Origin of the sequence: Paenibacillus sp. BC26 (genome assembly GCF_900116125.1) — a bacterium.
Lineage (GTDB): Bacteria > Bacillota > Bacilli > Paenibacillales > Paenibacillaceae > Paenibacillus_Z > Paenibacillus_Z lignilyticus.
Map to the genome: position 1 here is coordinate 300,198 of NZ_FPAD01000002.1, position 21,317 is coordinate 321,514.

The 21,317-nt window shown below is 50.7% G+C and carries 14 protein-coding genes; 4 read left to right on the forward strand and 10 right to left on the reverse strand.

Features of this window, described 5'->3' with window-relative positions; genetic code table 11:
• Nucleotides 1–58 precede the first annotated feature (58 nt).
• From BM412_RS17760 to sdaAA, 3 genes are all read left to right on the forward strand, one after another.
• Nucleotides 59–844: an AraC family transcriptional regulator gene (locus BM412_RS17760; protein WP_256256412.1), complete on the forward strand. Its 786-nt coding sequence runs from the start codon at nt 59–61 to the stop codon at nt 842–844.
• A 123-nt stretch (nt 845–967) separates the two neighbouring features.
• Nucleotides 968–1,666 (forward strand): L-serine ammonia-lyase, iron-sulfur-dependent subunit beta, encoded by a 699-nt coding sequence (gene sdaAB, locus BM412_RS17765; RefSeq protein WP_091221223.1) that lies wholly within the window; start codon nt 968–970, stop codon nt 1,664–1,666.
• Entirely contained in the window at nt 1,663–2,556 is an 894-nt protein-coding gene (gene sdaAA, locus BM412_RS17770) for an L-serine ammonia-lyase, iron-sulfur-dependent, subunit alpha (protein ID WP_091221226.1), read from the forward strand. The genes sdaAB and sdaAA overlap by 4 nt, the downstream gene beginning before the upstream one ends.
• Before the next feature lie 824 nt (nt 2,557–3,380).
• Here the strand turns inward: sdaAA and BM412_RS17780 are convergent.
• From BM412_RS17780 to BM412_RS17800, 5 genes are all read right to left on the reverse strand, one after another.
• The gene (locus BM412_RS17780; protein ID WP_091221231.1) at nt 3,381–5,465 is read right to left on the reverse strand and encodes a right-handed parallel beta-helix repeat-containing protein; all 2,085 of its coding nucleotides are present in this window, start codon (nt 5,463–5,465) and stop codon (nt 3,381–3,383) included.
• A gap of 98 nt (nt 5,466–5,563) precedes the next feature.
• Nucleotides 5,564–7,144, reverse strand: coding sequence for an ABC transporter substrate-binding protein (locus tag BM412_RS17785; RefSeq protein ID WP_256256490.1), 1,581 nt, complete (start codon nt 7,142–7,144; stop codon nt 5,564–5,566).
• A gap of 106 nt (nt 7,145–7,250) precedes the next feature.
• Entirely contained in the window at nt 7,251–8,141 is an 891-nt protein-coding gene (locus BM412_RS17790) for a carbohydrate ABC transporter permease (protein WP_091221237.1), read from the reverse strand.
• A 14-nt stretch (nt 8,142–8,155) separates the two neighbouring features.
• Nucleotides 8,156–9,103, reverse strand: a complete 948-nt coding sequence (locus BM412_RS17795) for an ABC transporter permease (RefSeq protein WP_177245901.1) — start codon at nt 9,101–9,103, stop codon at nt 8,156–8,158.
• Between the two features lie 198 nt (nt 9,104–9,301).
• Nucleotides 9,302–11,683 (reverse strand): AraC family transcriptional regulator, encoded by a 2,382-nt coding sequence (locus BM412_RS17800; RefSeq protein WP_091221242.1) that lies wholly within the window; start codon nt 11,681–11,683, stop codon nt 9,302–9,304.
• Nucleotides 11,684–11,836: 153 nt separating this feature from the next.
• Between BM412_RS17800 and map the strand changes: the two genes are divergently transcribed.
• Nucleotides 11,837–12,583, forward strand: a complete 747-nt coding sequence (gene map, locus BM412_RS17805) for a type I methionyl aminopeptidase (RefSeq protein WP_091221245.1) — start codon at nt 11,837–11,839, stop codon at nt 12,581–12,583.
• Nucleotides 12,584–12,650: 67 nt separating this feature from the next.
• Here the strand turns inward: map and pyrB are convergent, their stop codons facing one another.
• The 5 genes from pyrB to BM412_RS17830 all read right to left on the reverse strand — a co-directional run bounded on the left by pyrB (nt 12,651) and on the right by BM412_RS17830 (nt 21,204).
• Nucleotides 12,651–13,571, reverse strand: a complete 921-nt coding sequence (gene pyrB, locus BM412_RS17810) for an aspartate carbamoyltransferase (protein WP_091221248.1) — start codon at nt 13,569–13,571, stop codon at nt 12,651–12,653.
• An 82-nt stretch (nt 13,572–13,653) separates the two neighbouring features.
• Nucleotides 13,654–15,006 (reverse strand): TrkH family potassium uptake protein, encoded by a 1,353-nt coding sequence (locus BM412_RS17815; RefSeq protein WP_177245902.1) that lies wholly within the window; start codon nt 15,004–15,006, stop codon nt 13,654–13,656.
• Between the two features lie 159 nt (nt 15,007–15,165).
• Nucleotides 15,166–17,136: a glycoside hydrolase family 127 protein gene (locus tag BM412_RS17820; RefSeq protein ID WP_091221255.1), complete on the reverse strand. Its 1,971-nt coding sequence runs from the start codon at nt 17,134–17,136 to the stop codon at nt 15,166–15,168.
• A 151-nt stretch (nt 17,137–17,287) separates the two neighbouring features.
• A complete protein-coding gene (locus BM412_RS17825; RefSeq protein WP_091221257.1) occupies nt 17,288–17,653 on the reverse strand; it encodes a hypothetical protein in 366 nt (121 codons plus the stop codon).
• A 176-nt stretch (nt 17,654–17,829) separates the two neighbouring features.
• Entirely contained in the window at nt 17,830–21,204 is a 3,375-nt protein-coding gene (locus tag BM412_RS17830) for a GH36-type glycosyl hydrolase domain-containing protein (protein ID WP_091221259.1), read from the reverse strand.
• Nucleotides 21,205–21,317: the final 113 nt, after the last annotated feature.

The window sequence follows — 21,317 nt, forward strand, 5'->3', positions numbered from 1 at the left end:
AACAGTGACATGTACAATTTTGCTGCAAAATGGAGAGAGACATTTGATTACCGAAATTATGAGCTGTAATTACTCCTATCATTCACAGCCCTTTCAGATCATCAATCGGGACGGATTACGAGCCTATGTGTTTCGATTGCAAATGGATGGCAGCTGCGAAGCGCTCGTCGATGGCCGGATGCAGCGGATTGAAGCCGGTGATCTGCTGCTTTTTAAGCCCGGTGACTACTATCAGCTGAACATTGCGCCAAGCCACTCTCAAGAAGAAGAGGAGCCGCAAACCGAGATTTCAAGCGGCGATTACTACGTCATCTGCCGAGGGAGCTGGCTCGACGAGTGGTGGAGCCGCAAGGATCGCCCCCAGCGGGTAAAGGTTGTGCCGGATGAGCGGTGGCTATCGGTTTGGCAGGCGCTTATCTTGGAGAAACGGCGCTTTGAAGCAGAGGATCAAGAGCTGTCCGATTATTTGCTGCGCTCGCTCTGCCTCTGCATTGACCGTGCGATTACGACGCAGTCGGTGTTTCAAGGGAAATCCTTTGTCGCCACACGCATGAAAAACTTCATCGACGAGAACGCCGCGCGCTCATTTACGATTGCCGAGGTTGCCGAGTGTGCACGCCTCAGTGTATCGCGCACCGTCCATCTGTTCAAGGAATGCTATGGCATGACCATCATTCAGTATACCCAAAATGTCCGATTATCCATGGCCATCGATCGGATCAAATACAGCACCATGACCTTGGAGCAGATCGCGGTTACATGCGGTTTCGGCAGTTATTCTTATTTTTATCGGGTGTTCCGTCAGAAGTACGGCGTGTCCCCCGCAGCCTATCGGCTGAGCTAAAAAACGAACGTGAATACCCGGTAATGAATAGGAGTTCACATCGCTATACTTGGAAACAATAGCTTAAGTCCTAATAGCCTGATTGCGTTGCCATTTTATCTTACACGGGAGGCGGCTGCCCGCATGCGATTCAAAGACGTATTCTCCATCATCGGCCCTTCCATGGTGGGGCCATCCAGCTCTCATACCGCCGGCGCAGTCCGTATCGGACTTGTGGCCAGCCAGCTTCTTGGCGGCGTACCGGATCAGGCCGAAATTATTTTCTTCGGCTCCTTCGCTGCTACCTATCAAGGACACGGAACGGATATTGCGATCGTTAGCGGGCTGCTTGGGTTCGCCACGGACGATTATCGCATTCCGCAGGCGCTCGCTATCGCAAGTGATCGAGGCGTAGCGATTTCCTTCGAACAGGGCAAAGGACTCTTCTCCCATCCTAATACCGTAAAACTCGTCCTATCCGTGAATCAGCCTGTCCCGCAGCAATTATCCTTGATCGGCACCTCCATTGGAGGCGGCAATATCGAAATCGTCGAATTAAATGAGTTTGCCGTTAAGCTTACCGGGAACTATCCGACGCTTGTTATCCGGCACGCTGACCGGCCTGGTGTTATTGCCGATCTGACTTCCTTGCTGAAGTCGGAAAGCGTCAACATCGGCCATATGTCCGTCGATCGTAAAGGTCGCAGCGGCGATGCGCTGACGGTGCTAGAGCTGGATGCCGCACTGTCCGCTCCGCTGCTCGACACCATTAGAGAAATCAATCACGTACAGACCATTTATACTGTTGATCTTAGTCAAACAGAGGGGACGGGGACATCATGAATTTTCGGACGTTATCTGAGCTTGGCGAGCTGTGCGCGCAGCGCGGTCTTTCCATTGGCAGACTGATGCTGGAGGAGCAAAGTGCAGAGTCCGGCAAGTCGCCTGAGGACGAGTTCGCCAAGATGACCGCCTATTACGGCGTCATGAAAGAAGCGGTCCGCCGCGGCCTGCACGAGAATACAACCTCGCGCAGCGGGCTAACCGGCCTTGATGCGCAGCGTGTGCTCGCGAAGAGACAAGAGCTTGAGCCGAGCCTCGGCGGATCGGCCAGCGATGCGATGGCGTATGCGCTCGCGGTGTCCGAGGTGAACGCCTCCATGGGCCGCATCATCGCAACGCCAACGGCGGGCTCCTGCGGCATCATCCCCGGCGTCTTCGTCAGCACCCAGGAGCGGTTTGGCTTGGCTGACGAAGAATTGGTCTATGCTTTATTCGCCGCCGGCGCCATTGGCTATGTCATCGCCAACAATTCTTTCGTCTCCGGCGCCGAAGGCGGCTGCCAGGCCGAGGTCGGCTCGGCCATCGGCATGGCGGCCGGCGCGCTCGTGGAGCTAAGAGGCGGCACTCCCGCGCAAGCGATCCATGCCGTCGGCCTCGCGCTGAAGAATACGCTCGGATTAATTTGCGATCCCGTCGGCGGTCTCGTTGAAATTCCGTGCATCGTGCGCAACGGCTTCGGCGCCGTTACCGCACTGGCTGCCGCGGATATGGCGCTCGCCGGCGTACGCAGCGTAATTCCCTCCGACGAAGTCATTCAGGTTATGCTCGAAGTTGGCTCAGCCATGCCGGAGATCCACCGCGAAACGGCCGGCGGCGGCTTAGCCCAAACGCCGACAGGCCGCAAAATTATGAGCGAGCTGAAGAATAAGAAGAAACCTCAACCGCAATAATTTGCTTGGTGCAAATGTCTAGCGTTTGGTGGTCGCCTGGTGCTTGTAGTTGGCAATTAGTTGGTTGGTGGTCAGTTGGTGCTGGTAGTTGGCAATTAATCGGTTGTCGATGGCAGTTTGGTAGCACAAAGTTTAATTTCACCCGCGCTAACGAATCGTAGAAGCCTTATTTGAGCTAAAAACACCGCTTTGAAATTCTAACGAATCCTACAGGTCTTATTCGCTCGAAACTCGTGCATTTCTGCCTGTTTCGGTCCAAATAAGACCTCTGTGATTCGTTAGCATTATTGAAGTGCCAATTTCTCCAAAATAAGACCTCTACGATTCGTTAGCGTGGTGAGGCCGGGCATAAGGTTAGCGTAAGTGCGGTGAGCCTTGATCAAGAGTTCGTGTTAGTGCAGTATGGCTGGGGCAAGCGCTTTTGCCAGCGTTAGTGCAGTGTAGCTTGAGCGAGTTCGTGTTACCTATGATGCAGTCTAGCTTGAGCGAGAGTTCGTGTTACCGTTAATGCGGTTTGGCTTGGGTGAGCATTAGTGTTACGTTACTGCGGTTTGGCTGGAGCGAGCGTTCGTGTCAGTGTTAGTGCAGTATGGCTGGGGCGAGCGTTCGTGCTAGCCATACTGCGGTGTGGCTTGGGCAAGAGTTGCGTAATCTAGGTGATCGCCCTCTTGCTCTTGCTCTTGCTCTTGCTCTTGCTCTTGCTCTCTCTCTCTCTCTCTCTCTCTCTCTCTCTCTCTCTCTCGCTCTTTCTTTCTCGCTCTCGCCCCGCCCCCCGCATCCCGCCGCCTCATGGCTTAGCAGTCCCCGTAACCTTCACTCCCGCTTCACCCCTGCGGAAACGGAAAGCTCTCCTTCAAACCCATGCCGCGCATATCAATCGTTTCCCAGCCAAGTCCATAGGCAGGAGACGCCGGATCCAGCGAGAATTGCACGCTGCCGCCTTCCCCTTCCGTGATCAGCATCGGATCGCAGTTCAAGGTGTGGGCGTCAAATTTGCCGTCCATCATATTGCGCCATGCTTCCCACGGGATCGGTACCAGTCCTCTTTTGTCATCCCCGTAGATTCCGCTCACCGTCAGCTCCTTCGCTCCGTTCGCATAGAGATTGAAGTCCGCCTCCTGCAGTCGATCATCCTTCCAATTGATGAAATGATACAGCTGGTCACCGGAGTTCACGGCAACGTTACGCAGTATCGTTATATCGCGATTCGCCTCGCCGGCCATCTCTTGTGTACCGAAGGCTGCTCGTGCGTCGTTGCGCACAAGCAGATTGTTCTCGATGCGGTTGCCGATGCCTTTGGAGAAAATAACGAACCACAATACTCCGCTGCCGGCGCTGTACAAATCATGGATCACATTATGCGAGACCTGATAGTAATCCGATGCATCGTCCAAGTAAATACAGAAGCCGAAGGAGAAATAGATGCCGCTGTGATGGAACCGATTGGCGATAATTCGGTTGCCGGTTCCCGCTCCCCAAGACTCCAGCATCCCGCCATCTTGGCTGTCCTTCATCACATCCCAGATGTTATTGCGAGTAATCAGGTTGTTCCTCGTATGAGTAAAGTCCCAATGATTCTCCCACGTAACTTCCGTCCCGTAATAGGACGGCTCCATCGCCCCTTGCCTTAAACCTTTCAGCGAAATGCCATACCTCGGCATGCCGTGAATTTCGTTATGGGACACCTCATTGCTGCCACTCTGATAGAGCTGAATGCCGGAACTATGGCCCACCAGTTCACCGCCGAAACGGATCAAATTATTCGAAATGAGATTCCCTTTGCTCACATCGGCCTGCTCCGCGCTCAGATATTCGCCTTCTCCCGGGGCGATGCCGATGACATAGATTCCATTGTAGCCGGTATGCTCGATCAGATTACCCGAGATTTCATTGCCCTGACAATACCCATTCAGTACAATGCCGCTAAAGCCGCTGTTTCGAAAGTGGCAGCCCCTCACTGAATTTCCGCAAGCATTTTCTAGATAGAGCAGTCCGTGTCTGCTCTCCGCGCGCTCGCAGTTGCTCTCCGGCATTCGATATTCCTGAGCATAATCGGAGCACTCCACCGTCAAGCCTTCAAGCACAATGCCCTTCACCGGGTTGTCAGGCGAACTGCCTGCCAGCTCGATCACCCGTTTCATAGTTGGAGCCACAATGACCTGATCTTCGATTGGCAGCTGCCTTGGATAATAATAGAGCTCGCCGCCGGCGGCATCGAAGTAAAATTCCCCCGGCTCCGTTAAGAGAGACAGCACGCCTTGAATGCGATACCGCGAGCCCTGGTCGATCCCCCATGGCGCAGGTTCCTTGAACGAGATCAGCCCTTCCTCCCAGCGAATGCGATCGATCGTTTTCGTCTCCGTAAACCAATTCCACTCGCCTTCCCCGGGCCATATATGAACCTGCGCACCGCCGGCAAGATGTTCGAACGTCGGGATGTCATCCTTAAGGAATCGAAAACCGCTTCTCGAATCCCCGTCACCTTTACCGGCAACCACGTGATAACCTTGCTTAGGACTCCTCGCGACCAATGCGCGCTCACCGTTCTCATAGAGCGTATGAATCGCACTTCCAGCGTCCAGACGGACGCGAAAGATATTGCCATCGTAAGGTTCCCAGCCCGTAATCGCGGTGCCACCGCTAATCGTAACGCCGCTCTCATCCCCCGACACACGGCTGCGATAAGTCACCGAGTATCCATCAGGAGCGGAATCCCTCTCATCGATACGCAGCGGTACCGACAATTCATACCGCCCACCGCTAATCCATACGGTAATATCCTGATTAACGCCTTCCGCCAGCTTCATCCGCACCAGCTCTTTAGCCCGCTCGAGTGTCCGAACAGCCGCCTCGCCGGTCGCCCCCGTGTTGGCATCATCGCCATCCTTAATCGAAACAAACAACTCCATCTGAATAACCCTCCCATTCCATATAAAAAGAGACAGAGGTACCGTGCTGCTCCCCCTGCCTCTTTGGCTTTGTTACCCGTTTCTACGAATCCGTATTCTTATTTCAAGCCTTGCTTCACGAGGAACTCATCCCATTGCTTCTGAATCTCCTGATCGATCTTCTCTTGACCTGCCGCTTTCAGCTTCTCGATATATTTCGGCATAATTTCGGCAGGATCCACGGCACCGGTTTCCAGTGCCGTTGCAAATTCATTGTTAACCGCATTTGTATTCGCAAGCTCCGATTTGATCGGATCTTGATTTACGGAGAAGCCATACGATGCCGCAACCATGGCACTGTTGTTCAGATCGATTGTTTTTTGCCATACATCTGCGGTTTGAGGCGCTTTCAGGAAGGCATTGAACTGGTTACCGAATACCCAGTCTACATTCGGCGCATAACCGGAATCTTTGATCGGCTCGATGTAGTCGCCGTCTTTCTTCGTATAGTGCTTGCCTTCAATACCGTAGCAGATCAAGTTGTACAGGTATTTATCTGAGTTTAACAGGTTGATGAACATCAAAGCGCGCTCAGGGTTTTTGCTTGTTTTGCTGATGACTTGCATAGCGCTGGCAACCCCTGTGAAGTAGCTGTCGGAAATCGGAGCATAGATGACTTCATTGCCGCCGTTATTGTTCATTTCATCAATCTCGCCGCCCGGCTTTGTTGTAAACTCGATACCGACCGCGACATTGCCTTTCTTCTCCAGGTCTCCGAAGTTTTTGAGAATTGGAGCATCCTCATTGATGTAACCTGCTTTATACCACCTGTGCATCGTTTCGTAGTATTCTTTCTTCGTATTGATTTGCTCTTCGCCTGTCAGAATGGAATAGTTCGCGTCGTCTTTCTTGTACGATACGGCCAATCCATCCGTGCCAACCCAGTCAGGACTTGTATAGATGCCCCATGAGTTCATGCCCATACCGAACGGAATAACATCCGGTTCGCCATCTTTAATCTGTTTCAGGAATGGTTCAATGTCTTTGTACGTATGAATGGTGCTAACGTCGAGGTTGTATTTGTCGGCAAAACGTTTCTGGATGACCAAGCTCTTCGTTTTAGCTGCAACCTGGTAAACCGGGAAACCATACACTTTACCGTCATTGGCTTTCATATCCGGCCAGAATTTATCCGGAATATTGGCGCGTGCTTCAGGTGCATACTTGCTGATCATGTCGTCGGTAAGCTCAAGCAGTGCGCCTTTATCAATATTCGCTTGATAGCTGAGCAGCCAGTACTTGGAGCCCCACGCGACATCGAATTCTTCGCCGGCAGCCATGATTGTATTCAGCTTCGGATCGTATTCGTCAAAAGAAAGCGGCTTCAAATCAACCGTTGCGTTAATTTTCTCTTTCAAATATTTATTGATTTCATCATTGACGGCTTGTTGATCCGGACCTGGCGGGTTACTCGGATAGTAGAACGTCAATTTCACTTCCGGCAGCTCTTCTTTGGCCGGCTCTTCTGCCGTATTGTTCGCAGCCGGTTCTGTAGTTGTATTGGTTGTATCCGTTGCAGCCGTATTCTCGGTCGCATTCGTGTTCTTGTTATTCCCGTTGTTATTGCTGGAGCAAGCGGCAATGATGCTGAAGCATAGAAGTAGTAAACACCATTTAAGCACAGTAGACGATGATTTCATTTTCACTCGAAAGACACCTCCGTTTTTAGTTAACCCCATACCTTGTATTTAAGCAATAACAAACTTCTCCGTCCCTTTCCCGCTCACCCCCTTTCATGAAATGCCGTTACCCTTTCAAGGATCCTACTGTGATGCCCTTCACAAAAAACTTCTGGAAGAATGGGAAGATCACGAGCATCGGTCCACCTGCCAGAATCGCCATCGCCATTCGAACTGACAGCGTAGGGAAATTGGAAAATTGCAGCTTACTGGCCGCTTCAGCCAGCGGTGAGTTGGCGAGAAACTCGATCTGCGACAAAATCCGAACGAGCAGCAGCTGCAATGGCACAAACTTATCGTTATCAATAAAGAGCAAGGAGGTGAACCAATCATTCCAATAGGCGAAAGAAATGAACAGTCCGAGCGTTGCAAGTGCGGGCGTCGATAAGGGAAGAATGATTTGGATAAATATCCGTGTTTCGCTGGAGCCGTCGACTTTGGCAGATTCAATGATCTCAAGCGAGATCTTGTCCAAGAAGCCCTTCATAATGAGAATATTGTAGGGACTGAGCAGCAGCGGAACGATGAGTGCGCCGAGCGTGTTCTTCAGATGCAAGTACTGGGTCATCAAAATATAGAACGGTATCAATCCACCACTGAACAACATGGTAAAGAACACATAGAACGTGAGCGGGCGGTTATAACGAAAATCTCTCCGCGAAATCGGATAAGCGGTCAGCGCGGTAAGCAGCAGCGCAATCACCGTGCCGATCACCGTAATGGCAATCGTGACGCCATAGCCGCGGAGCATAATGGTCGGTTCCTTCAGCACGATCCGGAATGCCTCCAAACTAAACTCGCTCGGAATGAAGCGGTATCCGTTCTGAACGAGACTGTTCTCGGAGGTAATCGATACTGCGATGACGAGCAGGAACGGAAGCACAATGAGCGCGCTGACAATAAGGAAAAATGCATTGATGAACCAATTGGATTGCTGCATGGATTTCGCATTCGACATAATCACAATTCCTCCTAGAATAAAGCGCTGTCCTTATCGACTCTACGCACCAAATAATTCGCCGATACAATGGTCACCAAGCCGACCACAGACTGCAGGAATCCGACAGCTGCGCCTGAGTTAATGTCACCCAGCTTCGTAAGTGCACGATAAACGTAAGTATCGATAATGTCTGTCGTCGCGAAGTTAAGTCCCACGTTATTAGGTACAAAGTAGTGCAAACCGAAATCCCCGCGGAAAATATTGCCTAAACCGAGAATGAACAAAATAATAATAAGCGGCTTCAGCAGCGGCAGCGTGATTCGCGTCATCATTTGTACTCTGGAAGCACCGTCGAGCCTGGCGGCTTCGTAATATTCGCTGTTAATGCCCATAATGCCGGCGTAGTAGACGAGTGTGGAGAAGCCGACACCCTTCCATACCGATACCAAAGGCAGGATAAAGATCCATGGCGTTGTCTCAAAATACCATTTATGCGGCTCCATCCCCATGTTCTGCAGAATATTGTTCAAATAACCGCTCTTATGCTCCAGAAAGGCGTAGGCTATATAGCCGACAAGGACGAGCGATATAAAGTAAGGAAGAAACATCGCAGTCTGGTAAATCTTCACCATTCGCCCCGATACTTCATTAAGCAGCAGTGCGAAGAGCAGCGCGGTTACCGTGCCAAGCACGATATACACGCAGTTATACAACAAGGTGTTCCGAATGATACGCAGTGCATCCTGCGATTTAAAGAGAAACTTAAAGTTATCGAAGCCTACCCACCTGCTGCCGAAGATGCCTTGATCATACCGAAAGAACTTAAATGCAAGAATCAAACCGACCATCGGGAAATAATTGATTACTAATTTGTAAAGAATGCCCGGCACGGCGAGCAGCAGCAGCTCTCTGTTCTTGCGCAAGTGCCGCCATTCACGACCCAGCCAGTTTCCTTTGCTGCTTTGTCCCGAATTCCTCATGACTTGTGACCTCCTCCTTCTGACCTTCATGTTGCCATGCCGGGGCAATGAAATATAGAATACGATTTTCGAAAAGCTGTATCCGGCACGTGTAAAATGTTCGAATTTATGCAGTTTACAGGCCTAGAGACATAATAAAACCGCCGTTCCCACTGCCTTGAGAGGCGAATTGGGAACGGCGGTCCATAGACTTGTCCGTTATGAGATCGATTTCTTCATCCGATATTCCTTCGGCGTGCTTCCGAACTTTCCTTTGAACAATCGGAAGAAATAGCTCGGATTCGAATACCCGCATTTCTCCATAATTTCGATGACGGTATAATCATCCGTTTCAAGCAGCTGCTGTGCATGCTTCAAGCGTACCTCATTCATATATTCCGTAATGGACATCGAGGTGCTGTCTTTAAACATTTTGCCGATATATGCCGAAGACAGCTTCACGGTAGCCGCGATGGACTGTTGACTTAAATTGATATCGGCATATTTCTGTTCAACCAATTCCTTGATCGTCTCCAGAATCATATCGTTGCGTTCCATCGTAGCCGGGCGCTGGCCTTCGCAGATTCTCGCGCAAAGCGACAGCAGCGCAATGTACATTTCCTCCAGCGTTTCTTTCTCCTGCGTAATTTGAGTCGCATACTCCAAATCGACATCAAATTTGATCACTCGGTTATTCGCGATTTCGGCCGCCGTATTCTTCACCACCCAAGCCAAGTTGGAGACGGCCCTCAGCATATCGTCATATCCGAATGTTGCGAGCAGAGTAAATGCCTTCTCAAGCTCGCTGCCCGCCTCGGACATTTGTCCTTTCTTCAGCGCTTCCGATAGTTTGCGCTCCGTGACATCCGGGGTGGCGGATTGCTTATTCAGCAAATTCTCTCTGATCTGTTCGGGGATGATCGTGGCCATATGGCCGTAAATAATTTTGTAGCTGCATAATTGCAGTGCTTGATTATAAGCCGACGAAATATACGGAAATTGCGGAATCGGATCACTTACGCCGCATGAGAGTGAGATCCCATAGAAATGGAGAATCGTTTGTTGAATCTCTTTGATGATCGGCACGACCTGCTCGGTAAGCGTTGCTGCCGGTTCCGATGCCCGATCTGCATGACCGCCTTCTCCGGCGTCGGCAGACTGATTCGACACGATCAGCACCACATGGTCGCCTCGCACCTCGACCACTTCGCAGAGATGCTGCTTCGCCATGATTTCATGGGCGATGTTAACAATCGCAAAGCTGTAGAGCTTCTTCGCAGCTCCTGTCGTATTGCGATCAAAGGCCTGAAATTCATCGATCCGCAGGACGCAGACCAGCAGCTCATCCTTAACCGAGATGCCAAGCCCATGCTTCTCGATCACCTCGAGCATATCATGGTGCGTAAACAGACTGCTGTCCGTGAGCAGCTTGCGCAAATAATATTTGCTCACGATTTGCTCCGAGCTGATTTCCTGCAGCTTGTCGGAAAGCCTCATATAATTGTCGCTCATCAGATGGAACTCGTCGCCATCGAAGGTGCTTAAATTCTGCTCGTCCCGCGGCGCTTGCAGGCGAATGCGGCGCAGCATCCGTTCAATCGGCGTATACAGTTTATAAGATAACCAGACCGACAAGCCGATCGACAGCACCAGGAATATGCCCGTAATGGCAAATGATTTCGTCCGCGTCGCCCGGACATCCTTCATCAGCAAATCGTAAGATTGCACGTAGATGATCGTCCAATTTCGAACCCCGTCATCCATATACGATACGAGCTGCTTATTACCGTCGATATCCCCGACGACAAAGCCGGAAAGCTGATTGTTCGACCCCTTATCACGCTGCACCAGCTGTTTGATTTGGTCTCGCTTGGCCTTTTCCTTGTCGGTTACGGCATCGTCGGAAGAATACAGATGGCCGTCTTGATCGGCAATGTAAATTTCATTGCCCTCTTTGTCATTGCTGACCGCATCCATCCTCTTCAAGCTTTCGAACACCCAATCGGATTTGATGTACAGAATGATCGCCGATTCCGCCCTGGAGAACGGTTTAAGCGAGTTCGTAACGAGAAAAGCAAAAGCATCGATCCCTCCGTCTGCCTTCTCTAGGCTGACAGGAATAAGTCTTGACGTTGGATGGGGCTTTGAAGGATTAAAGAGCCACTCGCGGATGCTTGACTTTGTTTTGCCGCCGTCCAGCAGGAAGGCGCTTGTCGTGCCGTAAATTTCATTTTGCGTGTGATTATAAATTGCAATGGAATGCAGAAAGGAAGCGCTCTCCATAATGCTCGACATCCGCTGATAGCCGCGTATAAAATCCATCTTAGGCAGCTTCATGTCGAACAGGAGCGTCGCAAGCTGATTGTCTTTATTTACGTAGTTGGACAAATGAGTAATAATTTCGTTCATGTAAGAGAGGTTATATTGAATTTGCGATAGTACCTTGAGGTTAGACTGCTCTTGGTTGCGCCTGACGGAGTCCTCCAGCACGTACGTATTCGCTACGGCCAGTGCCATGAGCACGACAACCATGGAAAGCATGATGGAGATTAAAACACGCTGCAGATATTTCTTCGACTTATAGATACCGAAGCCTTTCACAGTTGCTCCCCCTTTAGCGTGGTAACTTCGTTTACCTATTATTATGTCAAATGTTGATTCAGACCGCTAGATGAATTTCACACCGTGCCGCAAACCCGGTTTCTTTACGAAGGGCGTTTTTTTCATTATAATAAGCCATTAAAGAGGTGTAACATGATCATAATTAAAACCAAAGATGAAATCGAGCATATGCGCAAAGCGGGCGAAATTCTCGCAGCCTGCCACCGCGAAATCGCGAACATGATTAAACCCGGCATCACAACCAATGAAATTGATCAATTTGCCGAGAAATTTATGGAGCAGCACGGCGCGAAGCCTGAGCAGAAAGGTTATAAGGGCTACGCCTACGCTACCTGCGCTTCCGTCAACGACGTTATCTGCCACGGCTTCCCTTCGGCTACGCCGCTGAAGGAAGGCGATATCGTCACGATCGACATGGTCGTCAACTTGAATGGCTGGCTGGCGGATTCCGCTTGGTCCTACGCGGTAGGCAAAGTATCCGCGCAAGCGAAGAAGCTGCTGAAGGTCACCGAAGAAGCGATGTACAAAGGGATCGAGCAAGCCGTTGTGGGAAACCGCATGGGCGATGTATCGAACGCGATCCAGAAGCATGCCGAAGCAGAAGGCTTCTCCGTTGTACGTGAATTTATCGGCCACGGCATCGGGCAGGATATGCATGAAGAACCGCAGGTGCCGCATTATGGCCCATCCGGACGCGGAATTAGGCTGAAAGCCGGAATGGTCATGACCATCGAGCCGATGCTGAACACCGGCGTATGGCAAAGCAAGATCGATTCCGATGGATGGACGGCACGCACGATGGACGGCGGACTCTCCGCTCAATACGAGCATACCATCGCCATTACGGATGAAGGTCCAATCATTCTTACCAAACAATAGCAACGTAAAAAAGGCTGTATCCGGAAAGCGCCCTGTAGCGCATTGCCGGATACAGCCTTTTCGATTACTAAGAAAAACATTTCTCCACGAGCGCCATCCGGATATACAATCCGTTCTGCGCTTGTCTGAAGTAAGCCGCCCGCGGGTCGCTGTCTACCTCAGGATGAATCTCGCCGGCACGCGGCAGCGGATGAAGAATCATCGCGCTCGCCTTCATCTCATCCAGCAGCTTGCGGTCGATAATATATTTGCCTTCCGCCTTGCTGTACTCCTCCGGCGAAGGGAACCGCTCCTTCTGAATCCGAGTCTGGTAGAACACGTCGGCCGTCTTCGCAATGCCCGCAAGATCGACCGTCTCCTCATAAGATACGCCTTTCTCATCCAAGTACTGCTTCACATAGGAAGGAATGCGCACATTATCCGGTGAGATAAAGGTCAGATGCACATCCTTATAATTCGCCAGCAGGTAGCTTAAGGAATGTACGGTTCGGCCATAAGTCAGGTCGCCGATCATGGCGATATGCAAGCCATCGATGCGGCCGAATTCCTTCTGAATCGTATACAAATCAAGGAGTGCCTGAGTAGGATGCTCGCCGGAGCCGTCCCCCGCATTAATGACCGGCACATTAGATACCGCTGCCGCGCGTTTCGCAGCTCCGATATCCGTATGGCGCATGACGATGAGATCGCTGTACCCCGAAATGATGCGGATCGTATCCTCCAGCGTTTCTCCTTTAATCGTGGACGAGAATTGGCTCGCATTCTCGGTACCGATGACGCGGCCGCCCAGTCGGTGCATGGCCGATTCGAAGGAGAAGCGGGTACGCGTGCTCGCTTCGAAGAAGAGCGTGCTCATTATTTTATTCGGGAACCGCTGATTGCCGCCTTCTCGCGCTACCTGTTCCATCCCTTTCGCCGATTCGAACAGCTCATCCAATTCAGTCCGATCGAATTGCTTCGCTCCAAGTACATGATACAATCCACTCATTCTTCGTCATCCCCTTTAGCACGTTGTCCATACGATTATAAGCCAGTCCCGCAAGCACATTCAAATGGTTTAAAGCCTTACATTATCCGATAATCAGCTTCTCTTCGGGATACTTGATATCCGGCTTCTTCTTGCCGGAAGTGAACAAGGAGAAGTACAAGAACATCCCGATTCGTCCAATGAACATCAGCAGAATAAGCGTGATTTTGCCCGAAATATGCAGCTGCCCCGTAATGCCCGTAGACAGCCCGCACGTACCGAACGCGGACGTGACCTCGAACAGTACGGCCGAGAGATCGTATCGATGCCCTTCCGCCATAAGCACGGCGAATATACCCACAATGACGAGCAGCACGGACATAGCAAAAAACACGAAGCTCTTATAAACGTCATCCTTGCTAATGGAGCGGTTAAACAGCCGAACCTCTTTCTCGCCTTTTGCAAAATTGATCATCACAACCACTATAACGGCGATCGTCGTCGTACGGATACCTCCGCCAACGCTGGATGGGCTTGCCCCGATAAACATCAATACCGAGATGAGAAGCTGCGACGCCTGATGCAGCGACGACATATCGATGATGGTAAGGCCGGCGCTGCGTGACGTAATGGAAGTGAACAACGCATTCATCAGCTGTTGATGGAGCGGCATGTTCGCGAACGAATGGCCCGCTTCCGTCAGCCAAATGACTAAGAAGCCGAGCACGATAAGCACGGCATGCGTGACCATCGTAACCTTCGTAAATAAGGAAAAGCGGAACCGTTTGTTCTTCTTCCTCGCCCATTCCGTCACTTCGGCAAGAACGGGGAATCCGACGGCACCAAGCACAATTAGCGCCATCGATACGGTCTGAACGAAATAATCGTCGGAATATCGAATGAGCGAATCCCCGAACAAGTCGAAGCCCGCATTCGTAAACGCGGAAACCGCGTGGAATAAGCCATTGAAAATAGCACTCCATATCGTATCCGACTCTCCGGTCGTATAGAAATAAACGCTGAATAGGATCGTTCCAAGCAGCTCGATCGCAAGCGTAAGCAGCAATACAAGCCTCATCAGCTGAACGAGTCCGGCCAGTTGGTTCCGGTTCTGATCGATCATAATGAGCTTGCGCTCCAGCAGACCGATATTCTCCCCCAGTAAGAACCAATAGAAGCTGCCGAGCGTCATGATGCCGATCCCGCCGAATTGGAAAGCAAAGATAAGAACAGCCGCGCCGAAGACGCTGAAGGTATCCCCTGTGCTGACCGTCGTGAGCCCCGTAACGCTCACGGCGCTGGCAGCCGTGAATAAAGCGTCAATAAAGGACAGACGCACGCCGGGCTTCCAGCTGACCGGCAGCATGAGCAGCAGCGTGATGAAGAGAATCCCCAGTACATAAACAGATACGATCAGCCTCGCGGGCGACATTTTACGAATTAATCTCCTGAGCATAAGTAAGAACATGACTCCTTATGTAGACCAGATATATATGCGAACTCTTCTAGTGTAATCGACATTGTTTTTGGATACAACTTCCTATCGACACAAGCTTCCACACGATCGTAAAAAGGCCGCCCGCGAAGGGCAGCCATTAAATACGGTATGGATCGATTATCCGGATAAGTTAGATTCTTTCTGCAGCCAAACCGCCATTTCGCCCGGTTCACGATTGGCCCACGCAAAATAAGGGACCGCCGTAAACGATACGTGCGTATATTTGGAGCCGCTCGGACGATACAGCGTTTGATTCCAGTCGTCTCTGATGCGTACTGCCGCATTCCCATGAAGCATGACCATCGGCACGCCGTTAATGTCACGAGTAGAATGGCTGTACTCCGGCTGGCTCAGAATCGTCATATCGAAGATATGGAACGGATTGTCCACGGCTTCCAGACAGTACACAACAGGTCCGCGCATGAGCGCGACTTTACCGGCGCTCTCCATGACGAGCGGATTCGCTTCAATTTCAACAACCGGCATAGGGAAGCTGAGCGAAACGGTACCGTTCGTCATCAAGCTTGCAGGGACATGCAGATACCCATTTTTCAATACGAGACCGTCAGCGATTGTGTTGTTGCTATACACCACTGTGCCGTCGATCGAAACCGTTGGGTTCGTGCACCAGCCCGGCATGCGGAATGCAAGCGCTGCGCTTTCGACAGCCTCGCCGCCAACTTGTACCTGCACGGTTTCTGTCCATGGATAATTCGTCGTTTGTTCAACTTGCATCGTTCCGGAAGCCAGCTTAATATTCGCTTTGCTCTGCACATACTGGCTGATATATAAGGTATCTTCCTGCGTGGCATAGACGTATTCGCCAATCGCAGCAATGAACCTCAGAATGTTCGGCGGGCAGCACGAGCATTCGAATACACGCTCACGCCGATAGTTGGGGAACAAATTCCGTGTATCATGAACCCCTTTCAAGAAATCATTGTGCGCAGGCACGGATTGCAGCGCATTATCGTAGAAGAACCCCGTCCCATCCAGCGAGAGGCCGGCCAGAGCGCCGTTATACATCTGACGCTCGATGATATCCGCATAACGCGCGTCCGGCTCAATGGAGAACATCCGTTGCGCGAAGAATGCCATGGCGATCGAAGCGCAAGTCTCCGCATAAGAGCTCTGATTAGGCAGCATATAAGCCGCGCCGATAGCTTCGCCGAATCGTTCCGCGCTCACCCCGCCGGTTACGTACATCTTACGCAGCGTTGCATCATCCCATAGACGCAAACAAGCCTCGTACAGCTCCTTATCGTCATACTCCCGGGAGATGTCCGCCATCGACGAATAGAAATACATCGCTCTCACCGCATGGCCTGCAGCCGCAGGAAGCTCACGCGCCGGGGCATCATCTTGCGCATACGTATCGTTATATAATAATTGGCTGTTAAGCGGCGGGCTCGCCGGCCAAGTGCCATTCCTTACGGAGAAAATCCGATCATGCGCTTGCGTGCCGCGGATATCGATAAAATGCTTCGAGAGCGCCAAGTAACGATCTTCTCCCGTAGCCTGCCACAACCGAACAAGTGCCAATTCAATCTCTTGGTGACCCGGTGCCGAATATTTAGCTGTTCCTTCAAGCTTGAACGCTTTTTCAATGAAATCGGCAAATCGTGTCATGATGTTCAGAAAGCGCTTACTGCCCGTTGAATAAAAGTGGGCAACAGCGGCTTCCATCATATGGCCTGCCGTATACAGTTCATGTGCGGTGCGGTCGTTGAAACGATTCACCGGTTCACATGTCAAAAAATACGAATTGAAATAACCATCCTCGTCTTGTCCCTGCTCGATATAGTCAATGACCGTTTCCAGTTTCTTGCTAATCTCTTCATCCGGATGGTAATACAAAATATAAGCGGCGCCTTCCATCCACTTCGCTACATCGGAATCCCAGAAAATATGCGGCTTATTGTCCATTCCTTCTTCCCATGAGAGGCGCATGGCATCGATTCGGCCTGTTTCATGGAAGCGGTCGTAAATTGCGTTTACCGTAGCGCGAGCATTGGTGTGCTGCCATTTTCCCCAGAAACCTTCGCCCAGTGATACTTCTTTCCAATTCACTTGCGTTAATTTGCTCATTATAGACTCCAATCTCCTCTGACTCGATGTGTCGTTTATAGTCGAACCTCCCCTGCTTCTTCGACATGGAATAGATTAACACCTTCTCCAAAGTAAATTTTTTTTGAGCAAAAAGAAGACAGCCTTCGAAACGATTCGACGGCTGCCCTCGCTAAACGGGATCAAAATAATACAAGTTTCCTTCACTAGCCAGGTACTCCGCTACAAGCTGATCCTTCATCTGCTCGATGAAATAAATCGGATCTGCAATGTAAACCGTGCCGGATGCCGCTGTTTCGTTGATCTTGCACTGAATCTGCTCCATCACCTGCTCAGGGATATAATACGTGCCATCCGAGCACACCTTAGCTCTAATCCAACAGGTGCTGCAAGCTTGGGACTTACGCTCCTGCAGCTTCGCTATCGCTTGAAAATTGCGGGTATCCAGATAATAATCAATTAGTGCTTCATTTATGACTGTTGATGCAGCATCCTGCTGAATAAAGATCTTGCTGCCGCTGCGCGAATGCTCCTTCATTACGGATCCCTCGCATCATAACTATTATGGTAGGTCTTCCACACTATTCCATTAGAACTACCTCACTATCATATATATCACAATTTTTAGGATAATTCTACTATATTCATACAATAAAATGTCCCGATATGGCATAAAAAAAAGCGAATCGATAGCATATCGATTCGCTTTGTGTATTACATATAAATTTCAATTACATTCTGTTCGGAACGCAATCCGGCTAGAAGCGTTTCGCGGTTAACCCGGACGCCGCCCTGACGGTAACGATTCGCAGTCGGTTGCAGCGAAACCTCTGCTCCGTTAAGCGTTACCCGGCGTTCAGCGCCACCACCATCCAGGTGATAGACGAACCGGATCGGCTGATCCATCAAGCGGAATTCGAACCGCAGTCCGTTCAGATGGTTCGGAAGCACAGGGTCGATGACGAGATCTCCGCCCTCTTGGCGAATGCCCAGACAGTTCGAGATGAGCTGGTTCATGTAGATTCCCGGGCCGCTGGAATATACTCTCCATCCACCCTTCACTTGAACTTTACCTTGTCTTAACTCCTCGAACCGCTCCTGCGCCTCGTAACGGTCATTAAATTTGCCGTCGGAGCTGCTGAAGTAGGCGTTGCTTTGACGAATTTCCGCATTTGGCACTACGTCACGCAGACCAACCGGATTGATCACCTGCAGTCCTTTCCAGGCTTCATCCCGGAATCCAAGCTTCGCCATGGCTTCTACAAACCGGATATGCGCATGAACATATTGCAATCCGATTTCCCGTCCGAAGTTAGATGCTTGCTCCGCACGCTTGAAGCGGGTACTTACGCCGCCGTTATAGGCAGCAGGTTTGTTCATAAGCCGGACGCCATCCGGGAAATACAGCTTTTCTTTAATAATATCGTAATGGGCATAGGCTTGTTCTTTGGTGAGCAGCTCGCCGATCATGCTTCTGGTCATCGGCAGCAGCCGGTACTGGATGCCCGTCTCGCTCTCATCCGGGTGAATCATCAGCTTCACCTGTTCCGGATTCTCCATATATAAGAAGCCGGGAATCGTGCCGGTTGGCAGCATATATTGGTTGAAGTCGGCTTGTATGCCTGCAGCCAGTAAGCTGAGCTCGTCTGACAGCTCCTTATTGTAATCGGCAAGCGCCGCAGCTAACTGCTTCATCACCTGATAAGTCAGCGATACGGTCCAGCTGCTGACCAGATACTTCTTCAGCTGTGCATTAGCGGGCTGCAGGGTGTCATCCCAATCGCCGTCGCCATAGGAAGACAAGCTCGTGCCATGCAGGAAGTGCCCTTTAATATATTCGATTTCTTTGAGCACATGCCCAAGCAGCGAATCCGTCTGCTCCGTAAAGGCAAAGGTATGCCGGTTCGTATACGGAAGCTGCTCTTCAAGAATGCTGTAATCTTTGGTCACGTTCAAATAATCGCCGATGACCTTCAGCGGCCAAACAATAATGTCGCCATGGCTCTCTTCCGATTGCACTTTGCTGTACTTGTCGTACATAAACCACTGCGGCCAGTTACCGGTATCCTCGTATTGATGGGAGAACACCGTCTGAAGAACCGTCCGAACGACGTCATACTTCTGCGTGGCCATGAAATATTCAACCGGCCCCTGACATACGTCGCGCGAGCCCCAAGCAGCTCCGCCATATTGCTCAAGACCATGCGGTGTTGAGAAATGAACGAGCATGTTGTGCGTATACCACCAAGCGAGCGTGTTCACCTTCTCCAGCTCGTCCGATACGGTTCCATCTACTAAGGAAAGGTCAAAGCCATTCATGACCTTATCGTAGAAGTCACGGTAACGAGCGGCTTCTTCTTCCGCATTGCGAGTAACAAACGGCTGCTCTTCCCCGTTCAGAAGTCCTTGAATCGTTAAGCTCCAATTCGCGGCTGCATCAACACGCAAAACAACCAATGAAGCATCGCCGGGCTGAACATGCTCAGCCAATAGCCGCTCGTCACCGATGTTCATGGAGGCACCCGCGAGCTTCATCCGGTAGCATAAATCCGGATAAACGGAGCGGCTGTAGGAACGATCATCCGCACGGAATGTAAGGACTTCGCCTTCCTGCTCCAGCTGGAACGGCACTTCGTATTCGTTATTATCCATCGTTACCTGATTCGTCACCAAATACCGATACGACTTGCCGTTCTCGGAAACGACCTGCAGCTGAACCTCAGGCGTATCGAGCGTCGTGAAGCTCGTCACAACGATTTGATCGTGCGGCAATTTATAGACCCACTTGGCATAGTTGAAGCCGATTTCGAAGACGGATGGCAATGTCAGCAGGCGATAGCTTCCTTCGAGCTCGACATAGATGCGTTGACCGGATGTCTTCATCATATTAAGCGCGTTGCGGGCATTGGACATCATTTTGTTAAACGACGTATTGCCGACTACGATATGCGAATTGAAGATCCCGTACATGAATGAGGTTGTTGCCAGAACCTGCTCGTTCATCCGATCGTTATTGCCGGTCATCATAATATGGCCATGCGGGCGCTCTACGCGAAGCTCCTTTTCCTTAAGGACAACATGCTCATGCGTAGGCGTAAAGAAGGACAGCAATGTCTCTCCATCCCATTCTTCCTGTTGGCGCGATGGGTAACGCTCCTCAATCTCGGCTTCGGTCAGCGATGCCGACATGAGCGGCTGTCCAATCGTCGAATGAAGCGAAACCTTCTCCGCCGCTTGAACAGCTTCCAACGGCGACTTTGAATCCGCCCATGCCCAAGCTTCCGCAATCTCGTCACCATATTCAAGCGCAGCAACCGCATCGGCATGATTGTCCTTATACAAGCCATAGAACACGGCGCGAGCTGAACCTTTCAATTGGATCCGTTCCGTTTGCAGCGCTGCATAAGCAAACTCGTATTGGTACACTTCATTCGCTAATGATGGCTGCTTTAGACCTGCCGCTTCGTTGGTTTCTTTGTACGACAATCCGAACAGCTGGAATCCATCCGTGGCGTAACCAATCGCACCTGTCAGCGCCCCTTGCTGTATATACGGGAATTTCCCTTGCTGCGGTTGGTTCTGTCTGGAGCAAATGACATAACCTTTGCTCGAATCCTCGAACACGGAATGACCGATATATTGCGACACGTAAGATTCATTGGAACGAACAGCGCCGCGATTGGCTATGCCGATATCTTGTCCATACACAAGATCCGCCTGAACACCGTCACCGGTTAAGGCAATATCCCAGAACCAGATGCCGCGATCCGATAACCGGAAAACAACCTTGTAGGAAACGCCTTTCGCCGAGCCCTCCCAGACGGCAGCATGCTCTGAATATGCAAAGCGGCTTTGGGATCGAATGCCCAGCAGTGGAACAACGTCCGTAATCGTCCCGTCTTCGGCGAATAATCGTAGAAACACATTGTTAAACGATCCATCGATGGCATTCGAGAGAACTTGATTGATAAGTACATCTCCGTGTGAAGCCTGGTACAGGTCACCGCTGTTCAAAAAGGTAAACTGCAGGCCACCACCACTTAATGAGATTTTGGAAAGAGATTTGCTCGTTTCGACTGAGTTATTCACGTTTGTCCACTCTCATTTCACTTTTATTCGGTTGGTGAAACGTATCACCAACTATATAATACCATAATCGGCAGCATTCTCGCATGCCGGAATTTACAAAAAAAGGAGAAGCG